This window comes from Microbacterium salsuginis (assembly GCF_012524205.1).
Taxonomy (GTDB): domain Bacteria; phylum Actinomycetota; class Actinomycetes; order Actinomycetales; family Microbacteriaceae; genus Microbacterium; species Microbacterium salsuginis.
The window spans coordinates 1,324,518-1,349,332 of the sequence record NZ_JABACI010000001.1 but is presented as its reverse complement, the minus strand read 5'-3'; the positions used below and the strand labels follow the sequence as shown (position 1 = coordinate 1,349,332).

At 70.8% G+C, this 24,815-nt stretch carries 26 protein-coding genes and 1 riboswitch; of the genes, 14 read left to right on the top strand and 12 right to left on the bottom strand.

What is annotated here, in order from left to right:
• The first annotated feature begins 20 nt into the window (after positions 1–20).
• Positions 21–947: a DnaJ domain-containing protein gene (locus tag HF576_RS06395; protein ID WP_168911874.1), complete on the top strand. Its 927-nt coding sequence runs from the start codon at positions 21–23 to the stop codon at positions 945–947.
• A 126-nt stretch (positions 948–1,073) separates the two neighbouring features.
• On the opposite strand, the gene HF576_RS20720 is transcribed toward HF576_RS06395, so the two are convergent.
• Complete coding sequence (locus tag HF576_RS20720) at positions 1,074–2,693, bottom strand: D-alanyl-D-alanine carboxypeptidase (protein WP_168911873.1); 1,620 nt, start codon at positions 2,691–2,693, stop codon at positions 1,074–1,076.
• Between the two features lie 38 nt (positions 2,694–2,731).
• Positions 2,732–2,843: riboswitch (TPP riboswitch) on the top strand.
• On the opposite strand from HF576_RS20720, the gene HF576_RS06385 reads away from it, so the two are divergent.
• The 3 genes from HF576_RS06385 to HF576_RS06375 all read left to right on the top strand — a co-directional run bounded on the left by HF576_RS06385 (position 2,834) and on the right by HF576_RS06375 (position 5,744).
• Positions 2,834–3,475, top strand: a complete 642-nt coding sequence (locus HF576_RS06385) for an ECF transporter S component (protein ID WP_168911872.1) — start codon at positions 2,834–2,836, stop codon at positions 3,473–3,475. It overlaps the preceding riboswitch by 10 nt.
• A gap of 98 nt (positions 3,476–3,573) precedes the next feature.
• Positions 3,574–4,956, top strand: coding sequence for an ABC transporter ATP-binding protein (locus HF576_RS06380; protein ID WP_168912107.1), 1,383 nt, complete (start codon positions 3,574–3,576; stop codon positions 4,954–4,956).
• The gene (locus HF576_RS06375) at positions 4,953–5,744 is read left to right on the top strand and encodes an energy-coupling factor transporter transmembrane component T family protein (protein WP_168911871.1); all 792 of its coding nucleotides are present in this window, start codon (positions 4,953–4,955) and stop codon (positions 5,742–5,744) included. The genes HF576_RS06380 and HF576_RS06375 overlap by 4 nt, the downstream gene beginning before the upstream one ends.
• Positions 5,745–5,817: 73 nt before the next feature.
• Here HF576_RS06375 and HF576_RS06370 read toward each other — a convergent pair whose 3' ends face one another.
• Genes HF576_RS06370 through HF576_RS06360 form a run of 3 tightly spaced genes read right to left on the bottom strand, consistent with a single transcriptional unit; the run spans position 5,818 to position 7,456 of the window.
• A complete protein-coding gene (locus HF576_RS06370; protein WP_168911870.1) occupies positions 5,818–6,324 on the bottom strand; it encodes an SRPBCC domain-containing protein in 507 nt (168 codons plus the stop codon).
• Positions 6,321–7,046, bottom strand: coding sequence for a phosphotransferase (locus HF576_RS06365; RefSeq protein ID WP_343234198.1), 726 nt, complete (start codon positions 7,044–7,046; stop codon positions 6,321–6,323). The genes HF576_RS06370 and HF576_RS06365 overlap by 4 nt, the downstream gene beginning before the upstream one ends.
• A 59-nt stretch (positions 7,047–7,105) precedes the next feature.
• On the bottom strand, positions 7,106–7,456 hold the full coding sequence (locus HF576_RS06360) for a DUF488 domain-containing protein (protein ID WP_168911868.1): 351 nt from the start codon (positions 7,454–7,456) through the stop codon (positions 7,106–7,108).
• A gap of 159 nt (positions 7,457–7,615) precedes the next feature.
• On the opposite strand from HF576_RS06360, the gene HF576_RS06355 reads away from it, so the two are divergent.
• The 4 genes from HF576_RS06355 to HF576_RS06340 all read left to right on the top strand — a co-directional run bounded on the left by HF576_RS06355 (position 7,616) and on the right by HF576_RS06340 (position 10,551).
• Positions 7,616–8,377, top strand: coding sequence for an SDR family NAD(P)-dependent oxidoreductase (locus HF576_RS06355; protein ID WP_168911867.1), 762 nt, complete (start codon positions 7,616–7,618; stop codon positions 8,375–8,377).
• A gap of 66 nt (positions 8,378–8,443) precedes the next feature.
• A complete protein-coding gene (locus HF576_RS06350; RefSeq protein WP_168911866.1) occupies positions 8,444–9,235 on the top strand; it encodes an enoyl-CoA hydratase/isomerase family protein in 792 nt (263 codons plus the stop codon).
• A 72-nt stretch (positions 9,236–9,307) separates the two neighbouring features.
• Positions 9,308–10,147: an SDR family oxidoreductase gene (locus HF576_RS06345; RefSeq protein WP_168911865.1), complete on the top strand. Its 840-nt coding sequence runs from the start codon at positions 9,308–9,310 to the stop codon at positions 10,145–10,147.
• Between the two features lie 23 nt (positions 10,148–10,170).
• Positions 10,171–10,551, top strand: a complete 381-nt coding sequence (locus tag HF576_RS06340; protein ID WP_168911864.1) for a VOC family protein — start codon at positions 10,171–10,173, stop codon at positions 10,549–10,551.
• 15 nt (positions 10,552–10,566) lie between these two features.
• Here HF576_RS06340 and HF576_RS06335 read toward each other — a convergent pair whose 3' ends face one another.
• From HF576_RS06335 to HF576_RS06325, 3 genes are read right to left on the bottom strand one after another with little or no spacing between them, the layout of a single operon-like run.
• Positions 10,567–11,460 (bottom strand): HAD family hydrolase, encoded by an 894-nt coding sequence (locus HF576_RS06335; RefSeq protein ID WP_168911863.1) that lies wholly within the window; start codon positions 11,458–11,460, stop codon positions 10,567–10,569.
• Between the two features lies 1 nt (position 11,461).
• Complete coding sequence (locus HF576_RS06330) at positions 11,462–12,097, bottom strand: LysE family transporter (RefSeq protein ID WP_168911862.1); 636 nt, start codon at positions 12,095–12,097, stop codon at positions 11,462–11,464.
• 44 nt (positions 12,098–12,141) lie between these two features.
• Entirely contained in the window at positions 12,142–12,615 is a 474-nt protein-coding gene (locus tag HF576_RS06325) for a GNAT family N-acetyltransferase (RefSeq protein WP_168911861.1), read from the bottom strand.
• Between the two features lie 73 nt (positions 12,616–12,688).
• Between HF576_RS06325 and rlmN the strand changes: the two genes are divergently transcribed.
• The 3 genes from rlmN (at position 12,689) to HF576_RS06310 (ending at position 18,027) form a co-directional block, all read left to right on the top strand.
• Positions 12,689–13,957 carry a dual-specificity RNA methyltransferase RlmN gene (rlmN, locus tag HF576_RS06320; protein WP_168911860.1) on the top strand — a complete coding sequence of 423 codons (1,269 nt, stop codon included), beginning with the start codon at positions 12,689–12,691 and terminating at the stop codon, positions 13,955–13,957.
• Positions 13,958–14,167: 210 nt separating this feature from the next.
• A complete protein-coding gene (locus HF576_RS06315) occupies positions 14,168–15,901 on the top strand; it encodes an ABC transporter transmembrane domain-containing protein (protein WP_168911859.1) in 1,734 nt (577 codons plus the stop codon).
• Positions 15,902–15,960: 59 nt separating this feature from the next.
• A complete protein-coding gene (locus HF576_RS06310; RefSeq protein WP_240948766.1) occupies positions 15,961–18,027 on the top strand; it encodes an ABC transporter ATP-binding protein in 2,067 nt (688 codons plus the stop codon).
• A gap of 115 nt (positions 18,028–18,142) precedes the next feature.
• Here HF576_RS06310 and HF576_RS06305 read toward each other — a convergent pair whose 3' ends face one another.
• Positions 18,143–19,060 (bottom strand): LysR family transcriptional regulator, encoded by a 918-nt coding sequence (locus HF576_RS06305; protein WP_168911857.1) that lies wholly within the window; start codon positions 19,058–19,060, stop codon positions 18,143–18,145.
• Between the two features lie 105 nt (positions 19,061–19,165).
• Between HF576_RS06305 and HF576_RS06300 the strand changes: the two genes are divergently transcribed.
• From HF576_RS06300 to HF576_RS06290, 3 genes are all read left to right on the top strand, one after another.
• Entirely contained in the window at positions 19,166–20,179 is a 1,014-nt protein-coding gene (locus HF576_RS06300) for an aldo/keto reductase family protein (protein ID WP_168911856.1), read from the top strand.
• A 6-nt stretch (positions 20,180–20,185) separates the two neighbouring features.
• A complete protein-coding gene (locus HF576_RS06295) occupies positions 20,186–20,665 on the top strand; it encodes an NUDIX hydrolase (RefSeq protein ID WP_168911855.1) in 480 nt (159 codons plus the stop codon).
• Positions 20,666–20,736: 71 nt separating this feature from the next.
• Positions 20,737–21,099, top strand: a complete 363-nt coding sequence (locus HF576_RS06290) for a VOC family protein (RefSeq protein ID WP_168911854.1) — start codon at positions 20,737–20,739, stop codon at positions 21,097–21,099.
• 45 nt (positions 21,100–21,144) lie between these two features.
• On the opposite strand, the gene HF576_RS06285 is transcribed toward HF576_RS06290, so the two are convergent.
• The 4 genes from HF576_RS06285 to HF576_RS06270 are packed head-to-tail and all read right to left on the bottom strand — an operon-like array spanning position 21,145 to position 24,743.
• Positions 21,145–21,690 carry an RNase H family protein gene (locus HF576_RS06285; RefSeq protein WP_168911853.1) on the bottom strand — a complete coding sequence of 182 codons (546 nt, stop codon included), beginning with the start codon at positions 21,688–21,690 and terminating at the stop codon, positions 21,145–21,147.
• Positions 21,691–21,699: 9 nt separating this feature from the next.
• Positions 21,700–22,164: a GbsR/MarR family transcriptional regulator gene (locus HF576_RS06280; protein ID WP_168911852.1), complete on the bottom strand. Its 465-nt coding sequence runs from the start codon at positions 22,162–22,164 to the stop codon at positions 21,700–21,702.
• 9 nt (positions 22,165–22,173) lie between these two features.
• Entirely contained in the window at positions 22,174–23,793 is a 1,620-nt protein-coding gene (locus tag HF576_RS06275; RefSeq protein ID WP_168911851.1) for an ABC transporter permease, read from the bottom strand.
• The gene (locus HF576_RS06270; RefSeq protein ID WP_168911850.1) at positions 23,790–24,743 is read right to left on the bottom strand and encodes an ABC transporter ATP-binding protein; all 954 of its coding nucleotides are present in this window, start codon (positions 24,741–24,743) and stop codon (positions 23,790–23,792) included. The genes HF576_RS06275 and HF576_RS06270 overlap by 4 nt, the downstream gene beginning before the upstream one ends.
• Between the last annotated feature and the right edge of the window lie 72 nt (positions 24,744–24,815).

The window sequence follows — 24,815 nt, the reverse complement described above, 5'->3', positions numbered from 1 at the left end:
ATGGAGCCTGGGGAGGGTGCGTGTTCGACAGTCCGCTGTCCGCGTCGGCCTACGAGGTGCTCGCGGTCGAGCCGGGCGCCGACCACGAGACGCTGCGCAAGGCGTACCGCCTGCGGTTGCGCCAGACCCACCCCGACACCGGCGGTGACGCCGCCGTCTTCGTGCAGGTGCAACGGGCCTGGGAGCTCGTCGGCACACCCGAAGCGCGTGCCGCCTACGACCGCGGTCACGGATTCGGCGAAGCGCCCGCTCCGGAATGGTCGGGCTGGCGACCGCCGGCGGCGCGCACCGACACCCGGCCCCGCGCGCGGTCGTACGGGCATCCCGGAGGCTGGCGGCGTGAGCGGTACCTCGACCTCGTCCGCGAGTGGGTGGGCCGCGGAGTCTCGATCGCGGACCCGTACGACCCCGCGCTGGTGCGCTCGGCTCCGCACCATCTGCGACGACTGCTCGCCGACGCGCTCGCCGAGGAGGCCACGGCCCGCGTCGTCGCGGATCTCGGCATGGGCTACACGGTGTGGCACGACGTGCTGGCGGCGGGACGGGATGCCGACCCGGACGCCAAGATCGACCACATCGTGCTCGGCCCGAGCGGCCTGTACGGCATCCTGTCCGAGGATTTCGGGGGTCCCGTACGCCTGCGCCGCGGCGAGTTCGTGGGGGACGGCGTACCGGGTGCGCCCATCGCGGAGCTGCTGGCGAGCATGCGCTCGATCGCTCGCGCCGCGGGCGTGCGCTTCAGCGGGGCGATCGTCGTGCTGCCGGACGAGGACGTGCTCGAACCGATCGACGAGATCGGCAAGGTCCGCGGTGTGAGGGTCGCGATCGTCTCGCGCAGCGCGCTGGCCACGGTGCTGCGCCGCGGTGTCACCGGGGCGCGCGACATCGGCGGCAACGAGGTCTTCGACGTGCGCACGCGCCTGCAGCAGACCGTGCGCTTCGCCTGACAGCACGCCGGAATCGCGCCCCTTCGCCGAGAACAGGTGCTCTGGCCAGCACAGGCCGTGGCCGCGCGAAAGCGACCTGTGTACGCCAGAACACCTGTCCCGGGCGAACGGCCCTGCGGGGGAGCGTCAGCCGTTGAGGCCGAACAGGTCCAGCGGGTGCGTGAGGCGCCACCACGGCGACGGGTCGTCGATGTCGTCGGCGAGCTGCAGCTCGACGCTGGTCTCGTCGAGCGGGCCGGTGACGGTGAGCGAGCCGACCGCGTCGCCCTCATCGCGCTGATCGCCCAGGTCGTAAGTGATGCCGACGGTGCCGGCCCCGCTGTTCCACAGCACGACCGACGCGTCGCCGGCCGTGACGATGTCGGCCGCATCGCCCCACTTCGTCTCGACGCGCCCGGCGACCGTGCCGGCCGTCACCGACGGCTTGAGCTGCAGCTCCTGCTCGAGCTGGGCGTACAGAGCGCGGGATGCCGCGAGCCGGGCTTCATCGTCGGGCTGGCCGAGCACCGACGCGAACAGGCGGACGGTCGTGTCGCCGACGGTGATGTCCTTCGCTGAGAGCAGGTTCCAGGCATCCAGCGTGCCCGTCTTGATGCCGACGACGCCCGGATCGGCGAGCAGGCCGTTGGTGTTCTCGACCAGGCCCGCGCCCGGAAGCTCGACGACCGGCTTCGCGACGATCTCGGCGATGACCGGGTTCGCCAGCGCCTTCTGGGCGAGGGCGATGAGGGCCTCGGGGCTGGCGGTGTTGCCTTCGTCCATGCCCGTGGGCTCGACGACGGTGACGCCCGGCACGCCGTGGTTCGCGAGCCAGGTGTTCGCCGCCGACGCGAACACCGCGTCGGTCGGCCACAGGTTCTGCGCGAGGCGGTCGGCGTAGTTGTTGGCCGAGCCGATCAGCAGACCCTCGAGCATCTGGTACTGCGTGAGCGATCCGCCGACGGGAACGTCGAGCGCGGACTCGCCGTTGCTGCGGTACTGCCAGTAGCGCGTGCGGTCCGCAGCGGTGAAGCGGAACTCGGGACCCTGCTCGCCCACCGCGAGCGGCATCTCGTCGAGGACCACGAGCGCCGTGACGACCTTGGTGATGCTCGCCATCGTGTCGGGATCGGGAGCGGATGCCGGAGCCCCGGCGATGCCGCCCACCGAGATCGCCGCGCTGCCCTCGGCCGGCCACACCGGCGCGGTCGGGGGAGCCGGGATCGGCTGCACCTCGATCGCCGCCACGGTCGGCGCGACCGCGTGGAGCGGCCACAGGAGGGTCGTGGCCGAGTAGGCGCCCACGAGACCCGCGATCACGAGCGTGGGGACCACCACTCCCGCTCGCAGCGGTGAACGGCGTGGGGCGTCGGCGAGCAGGTCGGTGCCGACCTGGACGTACGGCGTCGAGGCGGCGCTGAGGTCGCCAGGGGCGGCGGTCCTGCCGATCGTCGTGTCGTCGACCCACGCGAGCGCGACCGGGCGTGTATCGTCGCCGGATGCCGCGGGCAGGGTCCCGACGGACGGAGCCGTCGTGAACGGCACGGCGGCGACGGTGGATGCCTCGGGGCCCGCGACGACCGGTGCGGTGCTGCTGGTACGGGTCGCGGCATCCGGAATCGAACTGTCGGTCACCGACGTGTCCGTCGCCGTGGCGTCGATGGTCAGGATGCCGCTTTCCGCATCTGCGGGCGGGACCACCGGCACGTCGCCGGTCTGCGTCCGGCGCGCGCGGCGCGTCGGGGCAGGAGCGTCATCCACAGTCACCCGCTCAAGATACCTTGCCGTCGCAGAGGTATACTCATCGCCACAACCACGGGAGTCCGGTGAGCCGGGCTGAGAGGAAGCGATCCACGCTTCGACCGTCGAACCTGATCCGGATCATGCCGGCGCAGGGAGGAGTTCACATGTACGCGTCCACGTCCGCACCCACGTCGCAGCAGACCGAGGAGCAGCGTCCCCGGCGCAGCCTCCGCTGGCGCGTCGTCGACATCGTCGTCGCCAGCGTCATCGGCGTCGCGGCCGGTCTCATCTTCCTTCTGTGGAACATCGGCTACCTGGGTCCCAAGACGCTCCTCGAGCCGCTCACGCCCGGTCTGCAGGGCCTCCTCGACGGACCGTGGCTCTTCGCCGGGGTCCTCGGCGCCCTCATCATCCGCAAGCCCGGCGCCGCGATCTACACCGAGACGCTCGCCGCGGTCGTGTCGGCTCTCGTCGGCAACACGTGGGGCGGCTTCCTCACGATCGAGGCGGGCCTCGTGCAAGGTCTCGGCGCCGAGCTGATCTTCCTGCTCTTCTTCTACCGCCGCTGGAGCCTGCCGGTCGCGATCCTCGCGGGCGCCGGCGCGGCGCTCGCCGGCGGCATCAACAACCTCATCCTGTGGTTCGCGGGCGCCGATGCGCTGTTCATCACGGTGTACCTCATCAGCACGATGCTCTCCGGGGCGGTCATCGCCGGCGCAGGGTCATGGCTCCTCGCGCGCGGACTCGCGGCGACGGGCGCGCTCGACCGCTTCGCGTCGGGCCGCGAGGCCCGAGCGCGCGTCTGATCCGTGACCCGGCGACCGTGAGCCCGCGCGAGTCCCCGCCTGCGGCCGTCGAGGCGCGCGGGTGGGGCTGGCGGCACGCGTCGCGGCGCGCGTGGGCGGTGACGGATGCCTCGTTCCGCATCGATCCCGGAGAGCGCGTGCTGCTGCTCGGCGCCTCGGGCTCGGGCAAGTCGACGCTCCTGCACGGCCTGGCGGGTGTGCTCGGCGGCGACGAGGAGGGGGAGTCCGCGGGGGCGCTTCTCATCGACGGGGCACTCGCGGCGCAGGCGCGCGGGCGGGCCGCGCTCGTCCTGCAGGACCCTGACTCGCAGGTGATCCTCGCGCGCGTCGGCGACGACGTCGCGTTCGGCTGCGAGAACCTCGGCGTTCCCCGCGACGAGATCTGGCGGCGCGTCGAGGAGGCGCTCGACGCCGTCGGGCTCGACGTGCCGCTCGATCGTCCGACCAAGGCGCTGTCGGGCGGCCAGAAGCAGCGGCTCGCGCTCGCGGGCGCCCACGCGATGCGGCCGGGGCTGCTGCTCCTCGACGAGCCGACCGCGAACCTCGACCCGGCCGGCGTCGCGGAGGTGCGCGATGCCGTGAGCGCGATGCTCGCGGCCACCGGCTCGACGCTCGTCGTCGTGGAGCACCGGGTGGACGTCTGGCTGCCGCTCGTCTCGCGGGTTATCGTGCTCGGCGACGGCGGTGTGATCGCGGACGGCTCCCCCGATGCGGTGCTCCGCGACCGCGGTGCGGAGCTCGCGGCCGCGGGTGTCTGGGTGCCCGGCATCCCGCCCGCCCATCCGGCGCCGCCACACTCGGCCGGTGGCGAGGTGCTGCTGAACGCTCGCGACCTCGCGGTCGAGCGCGTGAAGGGGCACCCCGTGGCGCGCGGGATCGATCTCGACGTACGGGCGGGTGCGGCGCTCGCGATCACCGGGCCCAACGGCGCCGGAAAGTCCACGCTCGGCCTGACCCTCGCCGGACTGCTGGCGCCTGCGGCGGGCCGGGTCGAGGCATCCGTCGCCCTCGCGTCGGGCGCCGGCGCGACACCGATCCGCTGGTCGTCCCGTCAGCTGCTGACCCGCATCGGCACGGTGTTCCAGGACCCCGAGCATCAGCTCCTCTCGCGCACCGTCCGGGAGGAGCTCGAAGTGGGGCCGCGCGCGCTCGGCCTCGCCGAGCCCGAGATTGCGCGTCGGGTGGACGAGCTGCTCGAGCGGCTGCGGCTCGACCGGCTCGCCGCAGCGAACCCCTACACGCTGTCGGGCGGCGAGAAGCGGCGGCTCACCGTCGCCGCGGCGCTCGCCACCGCACCGCGCGTGCTGGTGCTCGACGAGCCCACGTTCGGACAGGACGCGCGCACATGGGCCGAGCTCGTCGCGCTGCTCGCGCGGCTGCGCGATGAGGGCTCCGCGATCGTCACGATCACGCACGACCTCGACGTGGTCGAGGCGCTGCGCGCCGAGCGGTTCGAGCTGGCCGGAGGAGCGCCCGGATGACCCTGCTCGACTCGCACGCGCGGACCGGGACCGTGGCCCGTATCAACCCCGTCGCCAAGCTCGGCGCGAGCGCGCTCATCGCGATCCCGCTCGTGCTCACGCTCGACTGGCTGTCGGCGGCGATCGCACTCGTGCTCGAGCTCGCGCTCATCCCGTTCGCGGGCCTCGGCTGGCGCGAGTTCTGGGTGCGCACGTGGCCGGTGTGGCTGGCGGCGCCCCTCACCGGGCTCACGATCGCACTGTACGGCGAGGCATCCGGGACCGTGTACGTCGACTGGTTCGTCGTGCACGTGAGCGACGGCTCGCTCGAGCTCGCGCTCGCCACGATGCTGCGCGTGCTCGCGATCGCGCTGCCGTCGGTCGTGCTTTTCGTGACCGTCGACCCCACCGACCTCGCCGACGGGCTCGCCCAGGTCGTGCGCCTGCCCGCGCGGTTCGTGCTCGGTGCGCTCGCCGGGCTGCGGATGGTGGGGCTGTTCCTCGACGACTGGCGCGCGCTCGAGCTCGCGCGGCGCGCGCGCGGTGTCGCCGACCGGGGCCGGATTCGCCGGTTCCTCGGCATGGCGTTCGCGCTGCTCGTCCTCTCGATCCGGCGCGGCGCGAAGCTCGCGACTGCGATGGAGGCGCGCGGCTTCGGTGCGCCGGTGCGCCGCACGTGGGCGCGGGAGTCCCGCTTCGGGGCCCGGGAGTGGGCGCTCATGGCGCTCGGCCTCGGCATCGCGCTGACAGCGGTCGCAGCATCCGTCGTCTTCGGCACCTGGAACTTCATCCTCGGACCCGGCGCGTGACGACGGGCCGGCGGCCGGTTTCTGTCGCGGCGCACCAGATCCGTGCCGCGGCAGGGGAGTGCAGCCGTGGGACTCAGTCGGCGGCGACGAGCTTCTCGTATGCGGGCTGCAGCGCGGGGAAGTAGTCGTCCCAATCGACCGTGCCCGCGTCGAGACCGGCCTGCACCGCGACGAGCCGGTCGAGGTAGTACTCCCAGCCCGGCCCGATCGTGCCGACGTCCTCGCCGGGGTTCAGGCGCTGCCCGAAGGTCAGCACGGTGTCGCCCGGCGCCTCCTCGGCGAGCTCGAACCACAGGTGCCACGCACCGGCTCCCTGCGACGTGTCGCCTGCGAAGCGGCGGGGCCGGTCGCACTCGAGGATCGTGTACTCCTCAGGCTCGGCATCCGCGCTCTCCGACGTCATGAAGAACGTGACGTGGCCGGTCTTCGGGTCGCCCTCCCACCGGCCGATCCAACGCTCGAGCCGGTCGGACTCGGTCAGCTCACGCCACACCTCGTCGGCCGAGGCGGGGAATCGGCGCAGGATCACCAGATGCGGCGCGTCGTCGATCTTGGTCACGGTCCCGGTGATGCTGGTCATGTCGCGTTCCAGAGGTCTCGGTAGTACGACAGGCGCTCGCGGTCGGGTGCGACCCCGTACGCCTCGATGAGGGCGTCCTCCCATCCCTCGCCATAGTTCCACGCGGTCGACATCGACGCCACGGCTATGTCCGCCCACCGGTCGGCGACGCCGAGTCCACCGAGGTCGACGTGCCCGCTCCAGAGGCCGTCTTCGCCGATGAGCGTGTTGGGGCAGCAGGCATCCGCGTGGCACACCACGAGCCGCTCGACGGGCGGCGCCTCTCGCAGGGAATCCGGAACCCGGATGCCGCGGCCCGCGGCATTCGCGATGCGCGAAGGCACCGACCAGTCGAACGGGCAGTCCTCGACCGGCAGCGCGTCGTGCAGCGCGCGCAGTCCCTCGCCGACGGCGCGCACGGCGACCTCCGGCTCGGCCAGCCACCGCGGGTCGACCGCGGATCTCCCCGGCAGGGCCGCCGTCACCAGCCACTCGTGCGTCGCGTCGGCGCCGGCCTCGAGCAGACGCGGAACGCGCGCGAAGCGCGCCGCCCAGTCCAGCCGCGCCGCCTCGCCGGCGAACGAGGTTTCGGCGTTGAGCGGGCCGTACTTGATGTAGCGCTCGTCGTCGGTGCGGAAGGTCAGGCCGCCATAGTCATTGACCCACACCGGCTCGAGGGCGGCGCCGCCGGCGAGGCGCCGCACCTGCGCGGGCACCGCGACGGCTTCGAGCGGAATCGACACGCTCTTCATCCTGCCGCCTTCTGAGCCGGCCGGGCGCGAGCTGTGGGCGTCGTCGCGGGTCAGCGGCCGAGGGCGTCGAGCAGGAGGAGCGCGTGGTTGTGCTGCTCGTCGTGCACGCCGTACAGGAGCGTGGCGACGGGATGCCGCGCCAGTTCGTCGCGCAGCGCTTCGACGGCGGCGTGCGCCGGGCCGGCGAGCTCCGCGCGGTAGGCCTCGGCGAAGGAGTCCCACGGCAGGCCGTCGCGATGGAAGGCGCGGCGCAACTCGGTCGAAGGAGCGACCTCCTTGGCCCACAGATCGAGCGCGGCCCACTCCTTCGACAGCCCGCGTGGCCACAGCCGGTCGACGAGCACGCGGAATCCGTCCGCCGGCGCCGGGTCGTCGTAGACCCGCTTGGTACGCAGCTCCATGAGCCCATCCAACCCGCTCGACGGGGGAGACGCCACCGTGCGGGGCGGCAGCGCGGTGGGCGTGCAGTGGGTAGCGTGGGAGCGCACGCATGCGACGACGCTGACATGGGACGCAGTTCCACGTATGGTGGAACGCGATATCAGTTCGAAGGAGAACACATGGATCTGGGGGATGCTTCGGCCCTCGTCACGGGCGGTGCGAGCGGCCTCGGCCTGGCCACGGCCCGCCGGCTCGCCGCAGCGGGCGCCTCGGTCACGATCATCGACCTGCCCGCGTCAGCAGGCGCCGACGTCGCGGCGGAGCTCGGGGGAGCGTTCGCTCCGGCCGACGTCACGGATCCCGAACAGGTGGCCTCCGCGGTCGCGACGGCTGCGGCATCCGGTCCCCTTCGCGTCGTGGTGAACTGCGCCGGCATCGCGCCGCCGGCAAAAGTCCTCGATCGTGAAGGCGTGCCGACGCCCCTCGCGGACTTCGAGCGGATCATCCGGGTCAACCTCGTCGGCACGTACAACGTCATCGCGCAGACGTCGGCGGCGATGGCGAAGGCGGGCCCGACCGCGGACGGCGACCGCGGCGTCATCGTCAGCACCGCGAGCGTCGCCGCGTTCGACGGCCAGATCGGGCAGCCGGCGTACGCTGCGAGCAAAGGCGGCGTGCACGCGATGACGCTCCCGATCGCACGCGAGCTCGCCCGCTACGGCATCCGTGTCGTGACGATCGCTCCGGGCATCATGGAGACTCCGATGCTGATGGGCCTGCCGCAGGCGGCACAGGACTCTCTCGGACAGCAGGTGCCCTACCCGCAGCGCCTCGGCAAGCCCGACGAGTACGCCCGCCTGGTCATGTCGATCGTCGACAACGGCTACCTCAACGGCGAGACGATCCGCCTCGACGGAGCTATTCGAATGGCACCGCGATGACCGTCGGCTGACCCAGGACATTCCACGCTGCCATCCCATGTGTGGAGCACCGAAGTAAGGAACCCCATGACCGATTCGATCCTTCTGCACGTCGAGGGCGGGCTCGCCCGCGTGACGTTCAACCGTCCTGCGTACCTCAACGCGATGGACTTCGAGATGGGCGCGCGCTGGCGCGACGTGGCGCGCGAGGTCACGGCGGATCCGTCCGTGGGAGCCGTGATCCTGGATGCCGCGGGCCCGGCCTTCTGCGCCGGCGGCGATGTCGTCGCCATGGCGACCTCGGGCGCGTCCGGTGCCGACGTCACCGGTGCTGCCCACGTGATCCACGAGGGCATCCGCACGTTCGTGGAGTCGGACAAGCCCGTCGTCGCGGCGGTGCAGGGCGCCGTGGCCGGCGGCGGACTCGGCCTGATGCTCACCGCCGACTACATCGTGGCCGCCGACAACTCCAAGTTCGTCAGCAAGTACGCCAACATCGGGCTGACTCCCGACCTGGGTGTCTCGACCCTGCTGCCGGCCGCGATCGGCCAGCGCCGCGCGCTGCAGCTGCTGCTGCAGGATCGCGCGCTCGATGCGGCGACCGCGCTGGACTGGGGCCTGGTGACCGAGGTGGTCCCCGCGGCCGATATCGCGGGTCGCGCCGAGGAGGTCGCTCGATTCTGGCTCGACAACGCCACGGCGGCGTTCGGGCAGGCCAAGCGCCTGGTCCGCACCGGTGCCCACCGCTCGTTCGGCGAGAACCTCGAGGACGAGGCCGCCTCGATCGGCGCGCGCTTCGAGACGGACGAGTCCCGCGCGCGCGTCGCGGCCTTCGCCGCAGCATCCGCCAAATCCGCCGCCCGTTCGGCCGGTTCCTGAACGCGTGTCGCAGAAGCGCATGCGAACAGCCACCGAATCCTGCATTTTCGAGACATCACCCGAGGAGACACGATGAGTGACAAGCCGCTGGCAGGCAAGACCATCCTGATGTCGGGCGGCAGCCGCGGCATCGGCCTCGCGATCGCGCTGCGCGCCGCGCGCGACGGCGCCAACGTCGCGCTGCTGGCCAAGACGGACACTCCGCACCCCAAGCTCGAGGGCACCGTGCACTCCGCGGCCGAGCAGATCCGCGCGGCCGGTGGGCAGGCGCTGCCGATCGTGGGCGACGTGCGCAACGACGACGACGTCACCGAGGCGGTGCTCAAGACGCAGGGCGAGTTCGGCGGCATCGACATCGTCGTCAACAACGCGTCGGTGATCGACCTCTCGCGCACGCTGGACCTCGACGCGAAGAAGTACGACCTCATGCAGGACGTCAACGTGCGCGGCACGTTCATGCTGAGCAGGGCGGCGATCCCGATCCTGAAGGATGCCGCGAACCCGCACATCCTCTCGCTCTCGCCGCCGCTCAACCTGTCGCCGAAATGGCTGGGCGGTCACACCGGCTACACGCTGGCCAAGTACGGCATGACGATGGCGACGCTCGGCATCGCCGCGGAGTTCGCCGCCGACGGGATCGCGGCGAACACGCTGTGGCCGCGGACGACGATCGCCACGGCCGCCGTGCAGTTCGCGCTCGGCGGCGACCGCATGATGAAGGTCAGCCGCACGCCGGAGGTGTACGCGGATGCCGCGTACGAGGTCATCACCAAGCCCGCGCGCGACTACACCGGGCAGACGCTCATCGTGGAGGATGTGCTCGAGGCGGCGGGCGTGACCGACTTCTCGGGGTACGCCGCGGTTCCGGGAACCCCCGACGACCAGCTGTTTCCCGACATCTTCCTGGACTGACGCGGGCGGCGTAGGGTGGCCGCATGGCGGTGCGGAGTCTGTTCCCCATCCTTCTGTCCCGGGATCTGCCGGGACTCGTGCGGTTCTACGAGAGCGCGCTGGGCGGTCGCGTCGACTACCACTTCGGCAGCGGCGAGGGCGATGACTACGTCTCGCTGAAGATCGGCTCGGTGGCGCTGGGCATCGGGCGCGATCCGGACGCCCTGCCGCCGCTGGTCGGCGACCGCATCGCCCTGTGGTTCTACGTCGACGACGTCGACGAGGCGTTCGCGGCGTGGCTGGCTGCGGGCGGTCGCGCCGAGCAGGAGCCCGCCGACATGCCGTGGGGAGAGCGCGTCGCTCAGGTGCGGGATCCCGACGGCAATCTGGTCAATCTGGGTTCCGAGGCACCGGAGGCCGCCTGAGGCCGAGACGCCGCCTCAGAGCAGTCCGAGGCGGTCGAACGCGTTCCACACGCCGTCGTCGAGGACGGCGGTCGTGACGAAGTCGGCCATGTGCTTCAGCTCGTCGTGGGCGTTGCCCATCGCGACGCTCGTGCCGCAGACCTCGAACATCTCCACGTCGTTCCAGCTGTCGCCGATCGCGACGGCGTCGGCGGCATCCCGCCCCAGATGCGCCAGCAGCAGCTCGATCGCGGTCCCCTTGTTGGTGCCGCGCTCGCCGATCTCGCCGTTCGAGCCGCCGGGCAGCGGGATGCTTCCGGGCACGATGAGGAACTCGTCGCCGAGGTCGGCGCGCAGCACGTCCAGTCCGTCGGCGTGATCGCTCACGAAGACGGCCTTGGCGATGCGCGAGAGATCGGCCTCCTCGATGCCCGGGAATTCCCGGTCGGCCAGGCCCGCGAGAGAGTCCTCGGGGCGGAGCCCGCGGGTCGCGTCACGATCGCGGAGCTCCTGCGCGTACGACGCCATCAGCTCGGCCATGTCGTCGCTCGCGTAGACGCCGTCGTGGGTCTGCAGGAAGAACCGGATGCCGTGGGTGCGCAGCACCGCGAGCATCCGGTCGGTCGCGGCCGGGCTGAGCGGCCGGTCCGCGATCACCGTGTCGCCCGCGGTCACGAGCGCTCCCGAGTTCGTGATGGCGCCGTCGAATCCGATCTCGGCCACCCGCGGGTGGATGTCGAAGGCCGAGCGCCCCGTGCTCAGATACACCTCGTGGCCGGCCGCGCGAGCCGAGCGCACGGCCTCGCCGGTCGAGGGCGCGACGTGCGAGCCGTGCTCGAGGATCGTGCCGTCCACATCGAGGAACACGATGCGGCGCCGGCCGTCGCCGCGCGGGTGCTCGCCGGTCGGGGTCGAGGGAGCAGTCGCCATATCAGTGCTCGTTCCCGGTGAAGAGGAGGATGCCGCCCAGCCCGATCATGAGACCGCCTCCGGTCGCCGAGAGCGTCGAGATGCGACGCGGCGAGCGGCCGAACCATGACCGGGCGCCGGCGGCGACGAGCGCCCACACGCCGTCGGAGATCAGGGCGATGACGAAGAAGACCAGGCCGAGTTGCACCATCTGCAGGGGAACCGACCCGGCCGAGAGGTCGACGAACTGCGGCAGCACCGCGACGAAGAAGGCGATGGTCTTGGGGTTGGTGATGCCGACGACGAAGCCCTCAGCGAGCTGTCGCACGGCAGAGCGGGGCGCGGCCGCGCCGGCGTCGGCGGCCGCGCGCCCGCGGTGGCGGATCGCCTGCACGCCGAGATAGATGAGGTAACCCGCCCCCGCGATCTTGAGGATCGTGAACAGCACCACCGACTGCGCGACGATGCCGCCGACACCCAGCGCGACGAGCCCGATCACGGGGAGGAGTCCCAGCGCGTTGCCCAGTACGCTGAGCAGCCCGCCGACGCGGCCGAGTGCGAGGGCGCGCCCGATCGTGAAGAGCACACTCGGCCCCGGGATCACGATCAGCACGACGGCGGCCAGCGTGAAGGCCAGCAGATTCTCGGGAGGGACCACGCACCGAGCCTAGCCGCGCGCCCCCGCGAGGGAGCAGGTCGCGCTCACGCGCGGAGGGCCTTGCGCAGGAAGACCTGCTCGACCCCGTCGTCGCCGGGTACCCGCTGCGTCTCGACGTAGCCCTCGCGGCGATACAGCCGCAGGTTGGCCTCGCTGAGCGATCCGGTGAAGAGCTCGGCCTCGGTCGCCCCGAGCGCCGCGCCCCGCTCCTCGACGGCGGCGAGGAGCCGCGTGCCGATGCCGCGGCCCTGCTGGTCCGGGGCGATCGTGAGGCGCCCGACCAGCAGCAGGTCGCCGTCGTGCCGGGCCCGGACCGCACCGACGATGCGTGTGCCGTCCACCGCGACGCAGCCGAGATTGTCCGCCAGTTCGGCCTCGAGCTCGTCGAGGGTCTGCGTCAGCGGCGGCAGCTGTGGCGTGCCGTAGATCTGCGCCTCCTGAACGAAGGCGGCGCGCTGCAGGGTCAGCACTTCGCCCGCGTCTTCGGGCCGGATCGATCGCACCGTCAGGTCATCCATCGATCCCACGCTAACGCGAGCGGGCGACGCCCGGTCAGGCATCCGTCCAGGCGGGTCCCCTACCCTGGATCGCATGACCGAGTCCTCGCCCGTCCGCGCGACAACCCCAGCCGTGCGCACCACGGGTCCCGGGAAGCAGGTGCGTCCCGCGACCGAGGGATGGACGCAGAAGAAGGATGCCGAGGGCCGGCCGGTTCTCCAGTTCGCCAGCCCGAAACGGGGCAAGCCTCCCGTCCATCTCGCCGACCTCACGCCCGAGCAGCGCGTGGCTCGCGTCATCGAGCTCGGGATGCCCGGCTTCCGGGCGAAGCAGCTCGAGAAGCACTACTTCCAGCACTGGACGCACGACCCGGTCGACATGACCGACCTCCCGGCCGCGGGCCGCGAGGAGTTCGTGCACGGCATGCTGCCGCCGCTCCTCACCGAGGTCCGCCGCCTCGAGACCGACCGCGGCGACACGATCAAGTTCCTCTGGAAGCTGCACGACGGCGCGCTCGTCGAATCCGTGCTCATGCGCTATCCCGGACGCATCACGCTGTGCGTGTCGAGTCAGGCAGGATGCGGCATGAACTGCCCGTTCTGCGCGACGGGGCAGGCGGGGCTCACGCGCAACATGTCGGCTGCCGAGATCGTGGAGCAGATCGTCCGTGCCAACCGCCTCATCGCCGACGGCGGCCTCGGCGACCCGCGCCGCGTCGGACACGAGGGCGAGCGCGTCACGAACATCGTCTTCATGGGCATGGGCGAGCCGCTGGCCAACTACGCCCGGGTCATGCAGGCGGTGCGCGTCATGACCGACAAGCAGCACGGCCTGGGCATGAGTGCTCGCGGCATCACCGTGTCGACGGTGGGTCTGGTCCCGGCGATCACGAAGCTCGCGAACGAGGACATCCCGGTGACCTTCGCGCTGTCGCTGCACGCCCCCGACGACAAGCTGCGAGACGAGCTCATCCCGGTCAACTCGCGCTGGAAGGTCGACGAGGCGCTCGATGCCGCCCGCGCCTACTTCGACAAGACCGGGCGCCGGGTGTCGATCGAGTACGCCCTCATCAAGGACATGAACGACCACGCCTGGCGCGCCGACCTCCTCGCCGAGAAGCTCAACGCACGAGGACGTGGCTGGGTGCACGTCAACCCGATCCCGCTGAACCCCACGCCCGGTTCGATCTGGACGTCGTCCGACGTGCCGGTGCAGAACGAGTTCGTGCGCCGTCTGAACGACGCGGGCATCCCCACCACGCTGCGCGATACCCGCGGCAAGGAGATCGACGGAGCCTGCGGCCAGCTGGTCGCGACCGAGGACGATCAGGCCGTCGCCGCCGCGACGCCGCTCGAGGTCTGACGAGGACGGATGCCGCTGCCGAGGCATCCGTCTCTTCACATCACGCGATATATCGTGTTAGGGTATCCGGCGGGTGCCGGGTCTGCGGCATCCTGATTCCGTTCTTTCGCCCTCCGCGAAACCCCCTGACGGAATGTCGCCGGCTTGTGGGAAGGTTTCCATCGGCCTCACCTCGCGCGCCCTCTGGCGCCCTCGCTCCGGGAGAAATCCGTGCTGGCAAAGCTCCTCGTCCGCTATCTCAAACCCTCCGGGTGGCTGCTGCTCGGCGTGCTCGTGTTCCAGTTCGCGTCGGCGCTCGCGATGCTCTATCTGCCGAACCTCAACGCCGACATCATCAACAACGGCCTGGTCCAGGGCGACACCCAGTACATCCTGAACACCGGCCTGCTCATGCTCGCCGTGTCGCTCGGTCAGATCGTGGCCTCGATCATCGCGACGTGGTTCGCGGCCCGCGCCGCCATGCGCGCCGGGCGCGACCTGCGCGATGACATCTTCGCGCGGGTTTCGGGCTTCTCGGAGCGCGAGGTCACCGGGTTCGGCGCGGGGTCGCTGATCACGCGCAACACCAACGACGTGCAGCAGGTGCAGATGCTCGCGATGATGTCGGCCACCTTCCTCGTGTCGGCGCCACTGCTCGCGATCGGCGGGATCATCCTCGCGGTCACGCAGGGCCCGAGCCTCTCGTGGATCATTGCCGTCGCCGTGCCGGTGCTGCTCGTCGTGGCGGGCCTCATCATCGGCCGCATGGTGCCGCTGTTCCGCGCCTTCCAGGTCAAGCTGGACGGCGTGAACCGCGTGATGCGCGAGCAGCTCACCGGCATCCGCGTCATCCGCGCCTTCGTGCGGGAGCCGATCGAAGAGGAGCGCTTCGGCGAGGCCAACACCGAGATCATGGTCGTCGGCCGCAAGGTCGGCTCGCTCTTCGTCGTGCTGTTCCCGGCGGTGATGCTGATCCTCAACGTCACGGTCATCGGCGTGATCTGGTTCGGCGGCATCCAGGTCGATGCCGGCGACATCCAGATCGGCACGCTGTTCGCCTTCATGCAGTACGTCATGATCATCCTGTCCGGTGTCATGATGGCGAGCTTCATGACCATGATGATCCCCCGTGCCGCCGTGTCGGCCGAGCGCATCGGCGAGGTGCTCGACACCCGCTCGACCCTCGACCGGCCTGCGGACGCGCAGGCCGACTTCCCCGAGCCCGGGGCGGTCGAGTTCCGCGACGTGACGTTCACCTATCCCGGCGCGGAGCATCCGATCCTGTCGGCCATCAGCTTCCGCGCCGCCCCCGGCGAGACGGTGGCGGTCGTGGGATCGACGGGTGCCGGCAAGACGACCCTGGTCTCGCTGATCCCGCGCCTGTTCGACGTGACCGACGGTGCCGTGCTCGTCGGCGGCGTCGATGTGCGCGAGGCCGACCTCGACGCGCTGTGGCGCACGATCGGCCTGGTGCCTCAGCGGCCGTTCCTGTTCTCGGGCACCATCGCATCGAACCTGCGGTTCGGCCGCGAGGAGGCGACGGATGCCGAACTGTGGCACGCGCTCGAGATCGCGCAGGCGAGCGACTTCGTCGCGCAGATGGAGGGTGGTCTCGACGCGCGCATCGCGCAGGGCGGCACGAACGTCTCGGGCGGCCAGCGCCAGCGTCTCGCGATCGCGCGGGCGATCGTGCACAACCCCCGCGTGCTCGTGTTCGACGACTCGTTCTCGGCGCTCGACCTGACCACCGACGCGAGACTCAGGCAGGCGCTGTGGCGCGAGCTGCCGCACGTGACCAAGATCGTGGTCGCTCAGCGCGTGTCGACGATCACCGACGCCGACCGCATCGTCGTGCTCGACGACGGCGGGATCGTGGGCCTCGGAACGCACGAGCAGCTGCTCGAGACGAGCCAGACCTATCGCGAGATCGTCGAATCCCAGCTCGGAGCGGAGGTCGCGCGATGAGCGACGACAAGAAGACCGGCCGCCGCGCTTCGCGCGGGGCACGCAAGCCCGTCGCCGGGATGGAGGCGGCCGTGGCCGAGCTCAGCCCCGAAGAGAAGCTCGAGCTCGAGCTCGCGGAGCAGGCCCGCCTCGCGGCCGACGACTGGAGCGGTGGCGTCGCCCCCGGCAAGGCCGCGAACTTCGGGACCTCGTTCCGCCGGCTGCTCGGGCTGCTCAAGCCCCACGCGTTCGCCCTCACCCTCGTGACCCTCCTGGGCGCGATCGGCGTCGTGCTCACCGTGGCCGCCCCGAAGGTGCTCGGCGAGGCGACGAACATCCTGTTCGAAGGCGTCGTCTCGGCGATGGCGCCCGCGGGCGCGACGAAGGAGCAGGTCGTGCAGGGGCTGGTCGACGCCGGCCAGCAGGATCTCGCCAACATCGTGTCGGCGATGCAGAACTTCGTGCCCGGTGCGGGTGTCGACTTCCTCGCGCTCAGCCGTGTGCTCCTCTTCGTGCTCGCGCTCTACTTCGCGTCGTCGCTGCTGATGTGGATCCAGGGCTACGTCATGAACGTCGTGATGGTCCGGGTGATGTGGCGCATGCGCGAGCAGGTCGAGGCCAAGGTCCACCGCCTTCCGCTGAGCTACTTCGATCGCGTCCAGCGCGGTGAGCTCATCTCGCGCGTCACGAACGACATCGACAACATCACGCAGATGATGCAGCAGTCGCTGTCGCAGGCGCTCACGAGCGTGCTCACGGTGATCGGTGTTCTCATCATGATGCTGTCGATCTCGTGGCAGCTGACGCTCGTGGTGCTGGTGAGCTTCCCGCTCATGGGCGTGCTGTTCGGCGTCATCGGCCCGCGCTCGCAGAAGGCCTTCGGCATCCAGTGGCGCAAGGTGGGCCGTCTGAACGCGCGCGTCGAGGAGTCCTTCTCGGGTCACGCGCTCGTCAAGGTGTACGGCCGAGAGAAGAGCGCCCGCGAGGCGTTCCGCGTCGAGAACGAAGAGCTCTACCAGGCGTCGTTCAAGGCGCAGTTCCTGTCGAACATCATGCAGCCCGCGATGATGTTCATCGGCAACCTCACCTACGTCGGCATCGCGGTGTTCGGCGCGCTCATGGTCGCGGGCGGACAGCTGCGCCTCGGTGACGTTCAGGCGTTCATCCAGTACTCGCAGCAGTTCACGCAGCCGCTCGCACAGCTGGGCGGCATGGCGGCCGTCGTGCAGTCCGGGACGGCATCGGCCGAGCGGGTCTTCGAGCTGCTCGACGTGCCGGAGGAGGAGCCGGACGCCGCGGACGCGCCGGCCCCCGTGGACGGCGACGGCACCATCGAGTTCCAGGACGTCGCGTTCGCGTACTCGCCCGACCGTCCGCTCATCCACGATCTGTCGTTCCGGGTCGAGCCCGGGCAGACGGTCGCGATCGTCGGCCCGACGGGCGCCGGCAAGACGACACTCGTCAACCTCATCATGCGGTTCTACGAGCTCGACGGCGGGCGCATCCTCCTCAACGGCCAGGACATCGCGACGCTCACCCGCCGTGACATCCGCGCCAAGACCGGCATGGTCCTGCAGGATCCGTGGCTGTTCGCGGGATCGATCCGCGAGAACATCCGCTACGGACGCGCCGATGCGACGGACGACGAGATCCTCGCCGCAGCCCGCGCGACCTATGTCGACCGGTTCGTGCACTCCCTGCCGGACGGGTACGACACGCTCCTCGACGAGGACGCGTCGAACATCTCGGCCGGCGAGAAGCAGCTGATCACGATCGCGCGCGCGTTCGTGGCGCAGCCCTCGGTGCTGATCCTCGACGAGGCGACGAGCTCGGTCGACACCCGCACCGAGCTGCTCCTGCAGCACGCCATGGCGGCGCTGCGCGAGGGGCGCACGTCCTTCGTCATCGCGCACCGCCTCTCGACGATCCGCGACGCCGACCTCATCCTCGTGATGGAGAACGGCGGGATCGTCGAGCAGGGCACGCACGACGAGCTCATCGCCGCCGAAGGGGCGTACTTCCGCCTCTACAACTCGCAGTTCGAGCAGGCGGCGACCGATCTCGACGAAGAGGCCCGCCTGGCCGCGGAGGCGGCGGGACAGCCCGCCGAGGGCGCCTCCGAGGACGAGGCCGCGACCGTCTCCTGACGCTGATCCCGCTCGTCCCGCGCTGCACCGGCGCGGGGCGAGCGGGATCGTCAGGCGGGCGGCACGGGTCTGGGCATCAGGGAAGGATCGCGGTGGGCGCCTTGCGCTCCCGGCGTCAGTTCAGGGCGGCCTCCGCCACCAGCTCGGCATCGCGTGACTCCCGCTCCAGGGCGAGGATGTCGAGCAGCCGCCCGGCGGATGGGTCGGCCGTGGGCGCCACGATCGCCGAGACCACCCACTGGGGTGTGGAGTCCTGCGGGAGTGAGATTCTCACCAGACCCTCGGCCTGAGGCTTCGACGCCACGTGCTCGGGGACGAGCGCGATCCCCAGGCCGCGGTGGACGAGGTCGAGCAGCGTGTGAACGTCGTCGACGGTGCACCGCACCCGCCGGCGCACGCCATGCGACGCGAACGCGGCATCGTTGAGCGACCGCACACCCCACGCCGGGCGAAAGTCGACGAACTCCCGGTCCTTCAGCTGTGACCACGCGATCCGGCCCGACCCGGCCACGGGATCGTCGGGCGGCGTGAGCAGCACGAGCGGGCGGCGGCCGAGCTCCGTCGTGCGCACCGTCGAGACGTGCTCGGTCGTCGCGACGAACGCCACATCGAGCTCGCCGCCGCGCACCTGCGCGGTCAGCTCGTGGGAGCCCGCCTGTGTGAAGTGGATGTCGACGAGCGGATGCCGGCGGTGGAAGCGCTCGAGCAGCGGGGGGACGTCGACGAACCCGAGACACTGCTCGGCACCGACCCGCAGGCTGCCCGACAGCTGGTGCGTCGCACGGACCACGGCATCCCGGCCCGCGGCGGACTGCGCGAGCATGCCGCGCGCATGCGGAAGCAGCGCAAGCCCCGCATCGGTCGGCACCACGCGGCGCGTCGTGCGCGAGAACAGGCTCGTGCCCAGCTCCTCCTCGAGGCCGCGGATCGCGGCCGACAGGCCGGACTGCGTGACACCGCAGATCGACGCGGCGCGCGTGAACTGCTGCTCGTCGGCGAGGGCGACGAAGTACTCCATCTGACGCAGATCCATTCATACACCGTACTTCTGAATCGCATCGTTCGCAGTTGTTGGACTTGTGGTGGCTCGGATGCCTAGGGTGAGAAGCCCACCCACTCCGGAAGGAACGACTCTCAAATGGTCGAATATCGGTACCTCGGCAACAGCGGACTCAAGGTCTCGGAGATCACGTACGGCAACTGGGTGACCCACGGCTCGCAGGTCGAGAACGACGCCGCCGTCAAGACGGTGCATCGCGCCCTCGATCTCGGCATCACCAGTTTCGACACCGCCGACACCTACGCGAACACCGTCGCCGAGACGGTGCTGGGCGAGGCCCTCAAGGGGCAGCGCCGTGAGTCGCTCGAGATCTTCACCAAGGTGTACTGGCCGACCGGTCCGAAGGGCCCGAACGACACCGGGCTCAGCCGCAAGCACATCTTCGAGTCCATCAACGGCTCGCTGCGGCGTCTGGGCACCGACTATGTCGAGCTCTACCAGGCGCACCGCTTCGACTACGAGACGCCGCTGGAAGAGACCATGCAGGCGTTCGCCGATGTCGTTCGGCAGGGCAAGGCGCTCTACATCGGCGTGTCGGAATGGACCGCCGAGCAGCTGCGCGAGGGTCACGCGCTGGCCAAGAGCTACGGCATCCAGCTCATCTCCAATCAGCCGCAGTACTCCGCGCTGTGGCGCGTGATCGAAGGCAAGGTCGTTCCGGCGTCCGAGGAGCTGGGCATCTCGCAGATCGTGTGGTCGCCGATGGCGCAGGGCGTGCTCTCGGGCAAGTACCTGCCCGGCCAGCCGGCGCCGGCCGGATCGCGCGCGACCGACGAGAAGAGCGGCGCCAACTTCATCTCGCGCTTCATGCGCGACGAGGTGCTCGAGGCGGTCCAGAAGCTTCAGCCGGTCGCCGACCAGGCCGGTCTCACGATGGCGCAGCTGGCCATCGCGTGGGTGCTGCAGAACAAGAACGTGGCCGCGGCGCTGGTCGGGGCCTCCCGGCCCGAGCAGCTGGACGACACCGTGAAGGCGTCCGGCGTGCGTCTGGATGCCGACACCATGGCGGCGATCGAGGCAGCGCTCGCCCCTGTCGCGACCACCGACCCCGAAGAGACCTACTCGGTCTCGCCCAAGACGCGCCCGGCCTGATCCGTCATGCCCACGACCAGCGCCGGCATCCTGCTCTACCGACTCGATCCGCAGCCCCGCGTGCTCATCGCGCACATGGGCGGACCGTACTGGGCGAGCAAGGATGCCGGCGCCTGGTCGATTCCCAAGGGCGAGTTCGCCGAGGGGGACGAGCCGGCACTGGATGCCGCCCGCCGGGAGTTCCGCGAAGAACTGGGCGTCGACGCGCCCGAGGGACCGTACGCCGAGCTGGGCACGTTCGCGTATTCGTCGGGCAAGCGCGTCACGGTGTTCGTCGCCGACGGCGCCGGGCTGTCGCTCGAAGACCTGGAGTTCGGCGAGTTCGAGCTGGAGTGGCCGCCGCGGTCGGGTCGCACCGCCTCCTTCCCCGAAGTCGACCGGGTGGAGTGGATGCCGCTGCCCGAGGCACGTGAGCGGCTCGTGAAGGGCCAGCGCCCCGCGATCGACGCGCTCGAGGAGCAGCTCGCGCAGGCGGGCGGCGCCTGACGCCGAGCCCCTTGTGGCCGTCGGCCCGGCGGACCAGACTGGCCGCGTCGGACCGACGAGAGGACCTCACGATGGCTCACGGCGACATCACGCACATCGACATCCCGGTGACCGACTTCAACAGGGCGAAGGGCTTCTACTCGCGGCTGTTCGGCTGGGAGATCGCGGACATGCCCGGGTTCGAGGACTACCCGATGTGGCGGGCGCCGAACCAGATCTCCGGCGGTGCGCTCGCCCCGCGCGAAGACGGGTTCACCCAGCCGCGCTCCTACGTCGAGGTGGATTCGATCGACGACACGGTCGCCCCTGCGCGGGACGCGGGGGCCACCGTGCTCCGGGAGAAGAGCCAGATCTCGCCGACGAGCTGGTGGGCGGTCATCGCCGATCCCGACGAGAACGTGATCGGTCTGTACGAGGGAACCACCGAGGCCTGACCGGCGGCGTCCGCCGCTGCCGGAGTCTGCGCGGCGGCCCGGGCGTCAGCGGCCGTTCTTCGGGCGCTCCGTGACGTCGATCTTCTCGTGCGCTCCGAGTGACGACCACGCGCTGGCGACGCCCTTCGCGGCATGCTCCGACGCGCGCACCGCGCGTTCGTCGGCCCACGCGTTCAGGATGTGGCCGGAGTGGCCGCGCACGTGCTCGAGCACGACATCGGGCAGCCCGGCGGCCCGCCGTGCGTCCCGGGCGACGATGAGCTGCTCGAGCAGGTCGACGTTCTTCGTGGGCGCACCGGTCGACGTCTTCCAGCCGCGGCGACGGTGGCCGTCCATCCACTTCTCGTACGTGTCGATCGCGTACCGCGAGTCGGCCTGCACGACGAGGTGTGCGACGTCGGCGTGATCTTCGATGGCCTTGAGCAGTCCGGTCAGCTCGCCGATGTTGTTCGTCCCCACCGGGATCGAGCCGGCCGCCCAGTGTCCGTCCTCGCCCACCCATGCCCAGCCGGTCGGTCCGGGGTTGCCTTTGCAGGCGCCGTCGGTGGCCACGGTGTAGGGCGCCTCTGAAAGGCCGTCTGCGTCGGTCACCTGAAGAGGCTACCCGCGCCGGGCCCGCCATTCGTCCGCGAGACCCGGCATCCGCTCGGTCAGGTAGCGCAGGAAGTCGGCGACCTCTCGTGCACGGGCGACCGAGGTCGGAGCATCCGTGTTCTCGTCGGCGATGCGGTCCATCTGCGTCGCGAGCGCGGAGTACAGCGGGGCGTTGGAGGTGATCATCCCGGCCCACGCGTCGTCGACGAGGTCGTACCGGGCGCGCCGGTCGCCCGGCCGCGAGAGCCGCTGGATCAGCCTCATCGAGATGAGGTACCGCACCGCCCCCGACACCGCCGCCGGCGAGACGCCCAGCCGCTCGGCCAGCTCGGCAGCGGTGTACCCGTCATCCGGTGAGCCGACCAAGGCCATCATGACGCGCGCGGGCATGCGCGCCATTCCCGCCGCCGTGAGCATGGCCGCGGCCTGCTCGGCCGCCTCGATTCCCGGATGATCCACATCGCCCCCCATCGCTCGAATCTATCCGCCGGCAGTGAGCTCGCGCCGTCGCATCAGGACGAGGGCGGCGCCCACGCCGGCACCGACCGCGAGGATGAGCCAGCCGAGACCCTGGAGGTCGACGTCATCCCCCTGCATGACCGGCGCGGAGGCCATCGGCGACAGCTGGGTGAGCCACTCCGGGAATCCGAAGATCGGACCGAACATCCCGAGGACCATACCCAGGATCACGAGCGTCCATCCCAGTGGGATGGTCAGTCGCGGTGCGAGCACGAAGGCGAGCGCGGTGAGCGCGAGGAAGACGGATGCCGCGGCCACCTGCCCGGCTCCGGTGACGAGCACCGTCTGCACCAGCTGGTCGTCTCCGCCCTGCGAGGCCAGGCCGGCCAGCGAGCCGGCGGCGCCTGCGACGATCACGGCCACCACGCCCGTCAGCGCGATGGTGAGATAGCCCGACAGCCACCGGACCCGGCCGACGACACCGGCCAGGACGACCTCTGCGGTGCCATGGGATTCCTCCTGGCGTGCGCGGCAGACGATCTGCACGGCGCAGCAGGCGGCGAGGATGCCGAGCATCGTGTAGAACGTGGTGATCGTGGCCTGCTGGAGGTCGCCCGAGCCCGAGATCTGCGCCAGCACCTGCTCGATCGCGGGGTTTTCGGCCCCGATCTCCTCCACCACTCCTGCGAGCGTGGTCGACAGCATCCCGACGAGCAGCCCGCCCACCGCCCAGCCGGCGATGCTGCCGCGCGTCAGCCGCCACACGAGCCCCGTCGACGTGGACAGACTGGCGGGGGCGGTGACGCGTCCGCCGCGCTCGGCGACGAAGCTGCCCCCGAGATCGCGTGCGGCCGTCAAGGCGACCGAGACCCCGGCCAGGACCAGCCCGAGCGCGAGGCACAGCCCGGCCGGCCACCACGCATTCTCGTCGAACGCGCGCGTGTTCTCGGCCCAGCCGAACGGCGACAGCCACGTCAGCCACGAGCTCTCCATCCGGGTGAGGTCGTCGCTGGGCGTGCCCAGGGCGTTGCCGATGCCGCAGACCACGAACGACACCAGCAGGGTCCACACCGACAGCGCATTGGCGCCCCGCGACGTGCGGATGAGCTGTGCGGCGAAGAGTCCGACGCCGAGGAAGGCGACGCCGACCGAGCCGGTGGCGATGCCGACGAGCAGGGAGCCCTCGACGTCGCTGCCCGTGAGGAGGAATGCGCCGGCCACGAGGGCGGCCAGTATCGCGTTGGCGAGGACGCCGTGCACGATCGTCGCCACGATGGGTGCGGCGCGTCCGGCCGGTGTCGCCGACACCAGCTCGGCGCGACCGGGCTCCTCCTCGCCGCGGGTGTGGCGGACGGCGAGGAAGGAGCTCATGAACGCGGCGAGCATCGCCAGCCACGGGAGGATGAGGAACACCATCAGCTCGCTCTGACCCACTCCCGACGGCAGTCCGCGGAAAAGCAGGATGACGGGATTGGCCAGGGCCGTCGCGACGAGGGCCTGACGCTCCTGCGTCGAACCGAAGGACTCGGCGACGCCGGTGAAGGAGAGGTAGGCCAGAGCGGCCGTGCCCACGATCCACAGGGCCAACTGCCGCCAGTCGCGGCGCACGCGCTGGCCGACGAGGACCCAGACCCGGTTCATCGTCCCGCCGCCGCGGGTGCTGCAGAAGCGTCCGCCGGCCCCGTCTCGCCGCCGAGTTCGTCGCCGTAGTGCCGCAGGAACAGCTCCTCGAGCGACGGCGGGGCGATGCGCAGCCCCGCGACGGCGCGGTTGCCGAGCTCGGGGAGGACCGCAGCCACCGCGTCGCTGTCGACGGTGAAACGCACGCGCCCGTCCTCGGCCGAGACGTCGTGGGCGCCCGTGAGACCGGCCGCGACCGAGGCATCCGTCCCTTCGAACGACACCTCGGTGCGCGTGAGGTGGCGGAGGTCGGCGAGGGTCCCCGACTCGACGATGCGGCCCGCACGGATGATCGAGACGCGATCGCACAGCTGCTCGACCTCCGACATGATGTGGCTCGACAGCAGCACCGTCGAGCCCGCCGCGCGCGCACGCAGGATCTCGCGGCGGAACATGACGTCCATCAGCGGGTCGAGGCCGCTCGTCGGCTCGTCGAGGATGTAGAGGTCGGCCGGCACCGAGAACGCCGCGATGAGGGCGACCTTCTGCCGGTTGCCCTTGGAGTACGCGCGGCCCTTCTTGCGGGGATCGAACTGGAACGCCTCCACCAGCCGTTCGCGCTCGGCGCGGTATGAGGTGTCGTGGCGCGAGACGCCGCGCAGACGGGCCATGAGGTCGATCGCCTCGCCGCCGGACAGGTTCGGCCAGACGCTCACGTCGCCGGGCACGTAGGCGATGCGCCGGTGCAGCGCGACCGCGTCGCGCCACGGATCGGAGCCGAAGACGGATGCCTCGCCGCCGGTCTTGCGGGCGAGCCCGAGGAGTATCCGGATCGTGGTCGACTTGCCGGCGCCGTTCGGCCCGAGGAAGCCGTGGATCTGCCCTTCGTCGACGGAGAGGTCGAGTCCGTCGAGGGCGTGGACGCGGCCGTAGTGCTTGCGGAGTCCGCTCGTGCGGATGACGGTGGTCATGGCGCTGACGCTACATGAGATTCATGAATTTGTGAATATTCGCTCACGGTTTACTCACGACGGTGCCACGGA

Coding starts and splice junctions, on each gene's coding strand:
- HF576_RS06385 (WP_168911872.1), top strand. CDS start 2,834: ATGTACGCGTCCACGTCCGCACCCACGTCGCAGCAGACCGAGGAGCAG.
- HF576_RS06375 (WP_168911871.1), top strand. CDS start 4,953: ATGACCCTGCTCGACTCGCACGCGCGGACCGGGACCGTGGCCCGTATC.
- HF576_RS06370 (WP_168911870.1), bottom strand. CDS start 6,324: ATGACCAGCATCACCGGGACCGTGACCAAGATCGACGACGCGCCGCAT.
- HF576_RS06360 (WP_168911868.1), bottom strand. CDS start 7,456: ATGGAGCTGCGTACCAAGCGGGTCTACGACGACCCGGCGCCGGCGGAC.
- HF576_RS06355 (WP_168911867.1), top strand. CDS start 7,616: ATGGATCTGGGGGATGCTTCGGCCCTCGTCACGGGCGGTGCGAGCGGC.
- HF576_RS06350 (WP_168911866.1), top strand. CDS start 8,444: ATGACCGATTCGATCCTTCTGCACGTCGAGGGCGGGCTCGCCCGCGTG.
- HF576_RS06345 (WP_168911865.1), top strand. CDS start 9,308: ATGAGTGACAAGCCGCTGGCAGGCAAGACCATCCTGATGTCGGGCGGC.
- HF576_RS06340 (WP_168911864.1), top strand. CDS start 10,171: ATGGCGGTGCGGAGTCTGTTCCCCATCCTTCTGTCCCGGGATCTGCCG.
- HF576_RS06335 (WP_168911863.1), bottom strand. CDS start 11,460: ATGGCGACTGCTCCCTCGACCCCGACCGGCGAGCACCCGCGCGGCGAC.
- HF576_RS06325 (WP_168911861.1), bottom strand. CDS start 12,615: ATGGATGACCTGACGGTGCGATCGATCCGGCCCGAAGACGCGGGCGAA.
- rlmN (WP_168911860.1), top strand. CDS start 12,689: ATGACCGAGTCCTCGCCCGTCCGCGCGACAACCCCAGCCGTGCGCACC.
- HF576_RS06310 (WP_240948766.1), top strand. CDS start 15,961: ATGGAGGCGGCCGTGGCCGAGCTCAGCCCCGAAGAGAAGCTCGAGCTC.
- HF576_RS06305 (WP_168911857.1), bottom strand. CDS start 19,060: ATGGATCTGCGTCAGATGGAGTACTTCGTCGCCCTCGCCGACGAGCAG.
- HF576_RS06300 (WP_168911856.1), top strand. CDS start 19,166: ATGGTCGAATATCGGTACCTCGGCAACAGCGGACTCAAGGTCTCGGAG.
- HF576_RS06295 (WP_168911855.1), top strand. CDS start 20,186: ATGCCCACGACCAGCGCCGGCATCCTGCTCTACCGACTCGATCCGCAG.
- HF576_RS06290 (WP_168911854.1), top strand. CDS start 20,737: ATGGCTCACGGCGACATCACGCACATCGACATCCCGGTGACCGACTTC.
- HF576_RS06280 (WP_168911852.1), bottom strand. CDS start 22,164: ATGGGGGGCGATGTGGATCATCCGGGAATCGAGGCGGCCGAGCAGGCC.
- HF576_RS06275 (WP_168911851.1), bottom strand. CDS start 23,793: ATGAACCGGGTCTGGGTCCTCGTCGGCCAGCGCGTGCGCCGCGACTGG.
- HF576_RS06270 (WP_168911850.1), bottom strand. CDS start 24,743: ATGACCACCGTCATCCGCACGAGCGGACTCCGCAAGCACTACGGCCGC.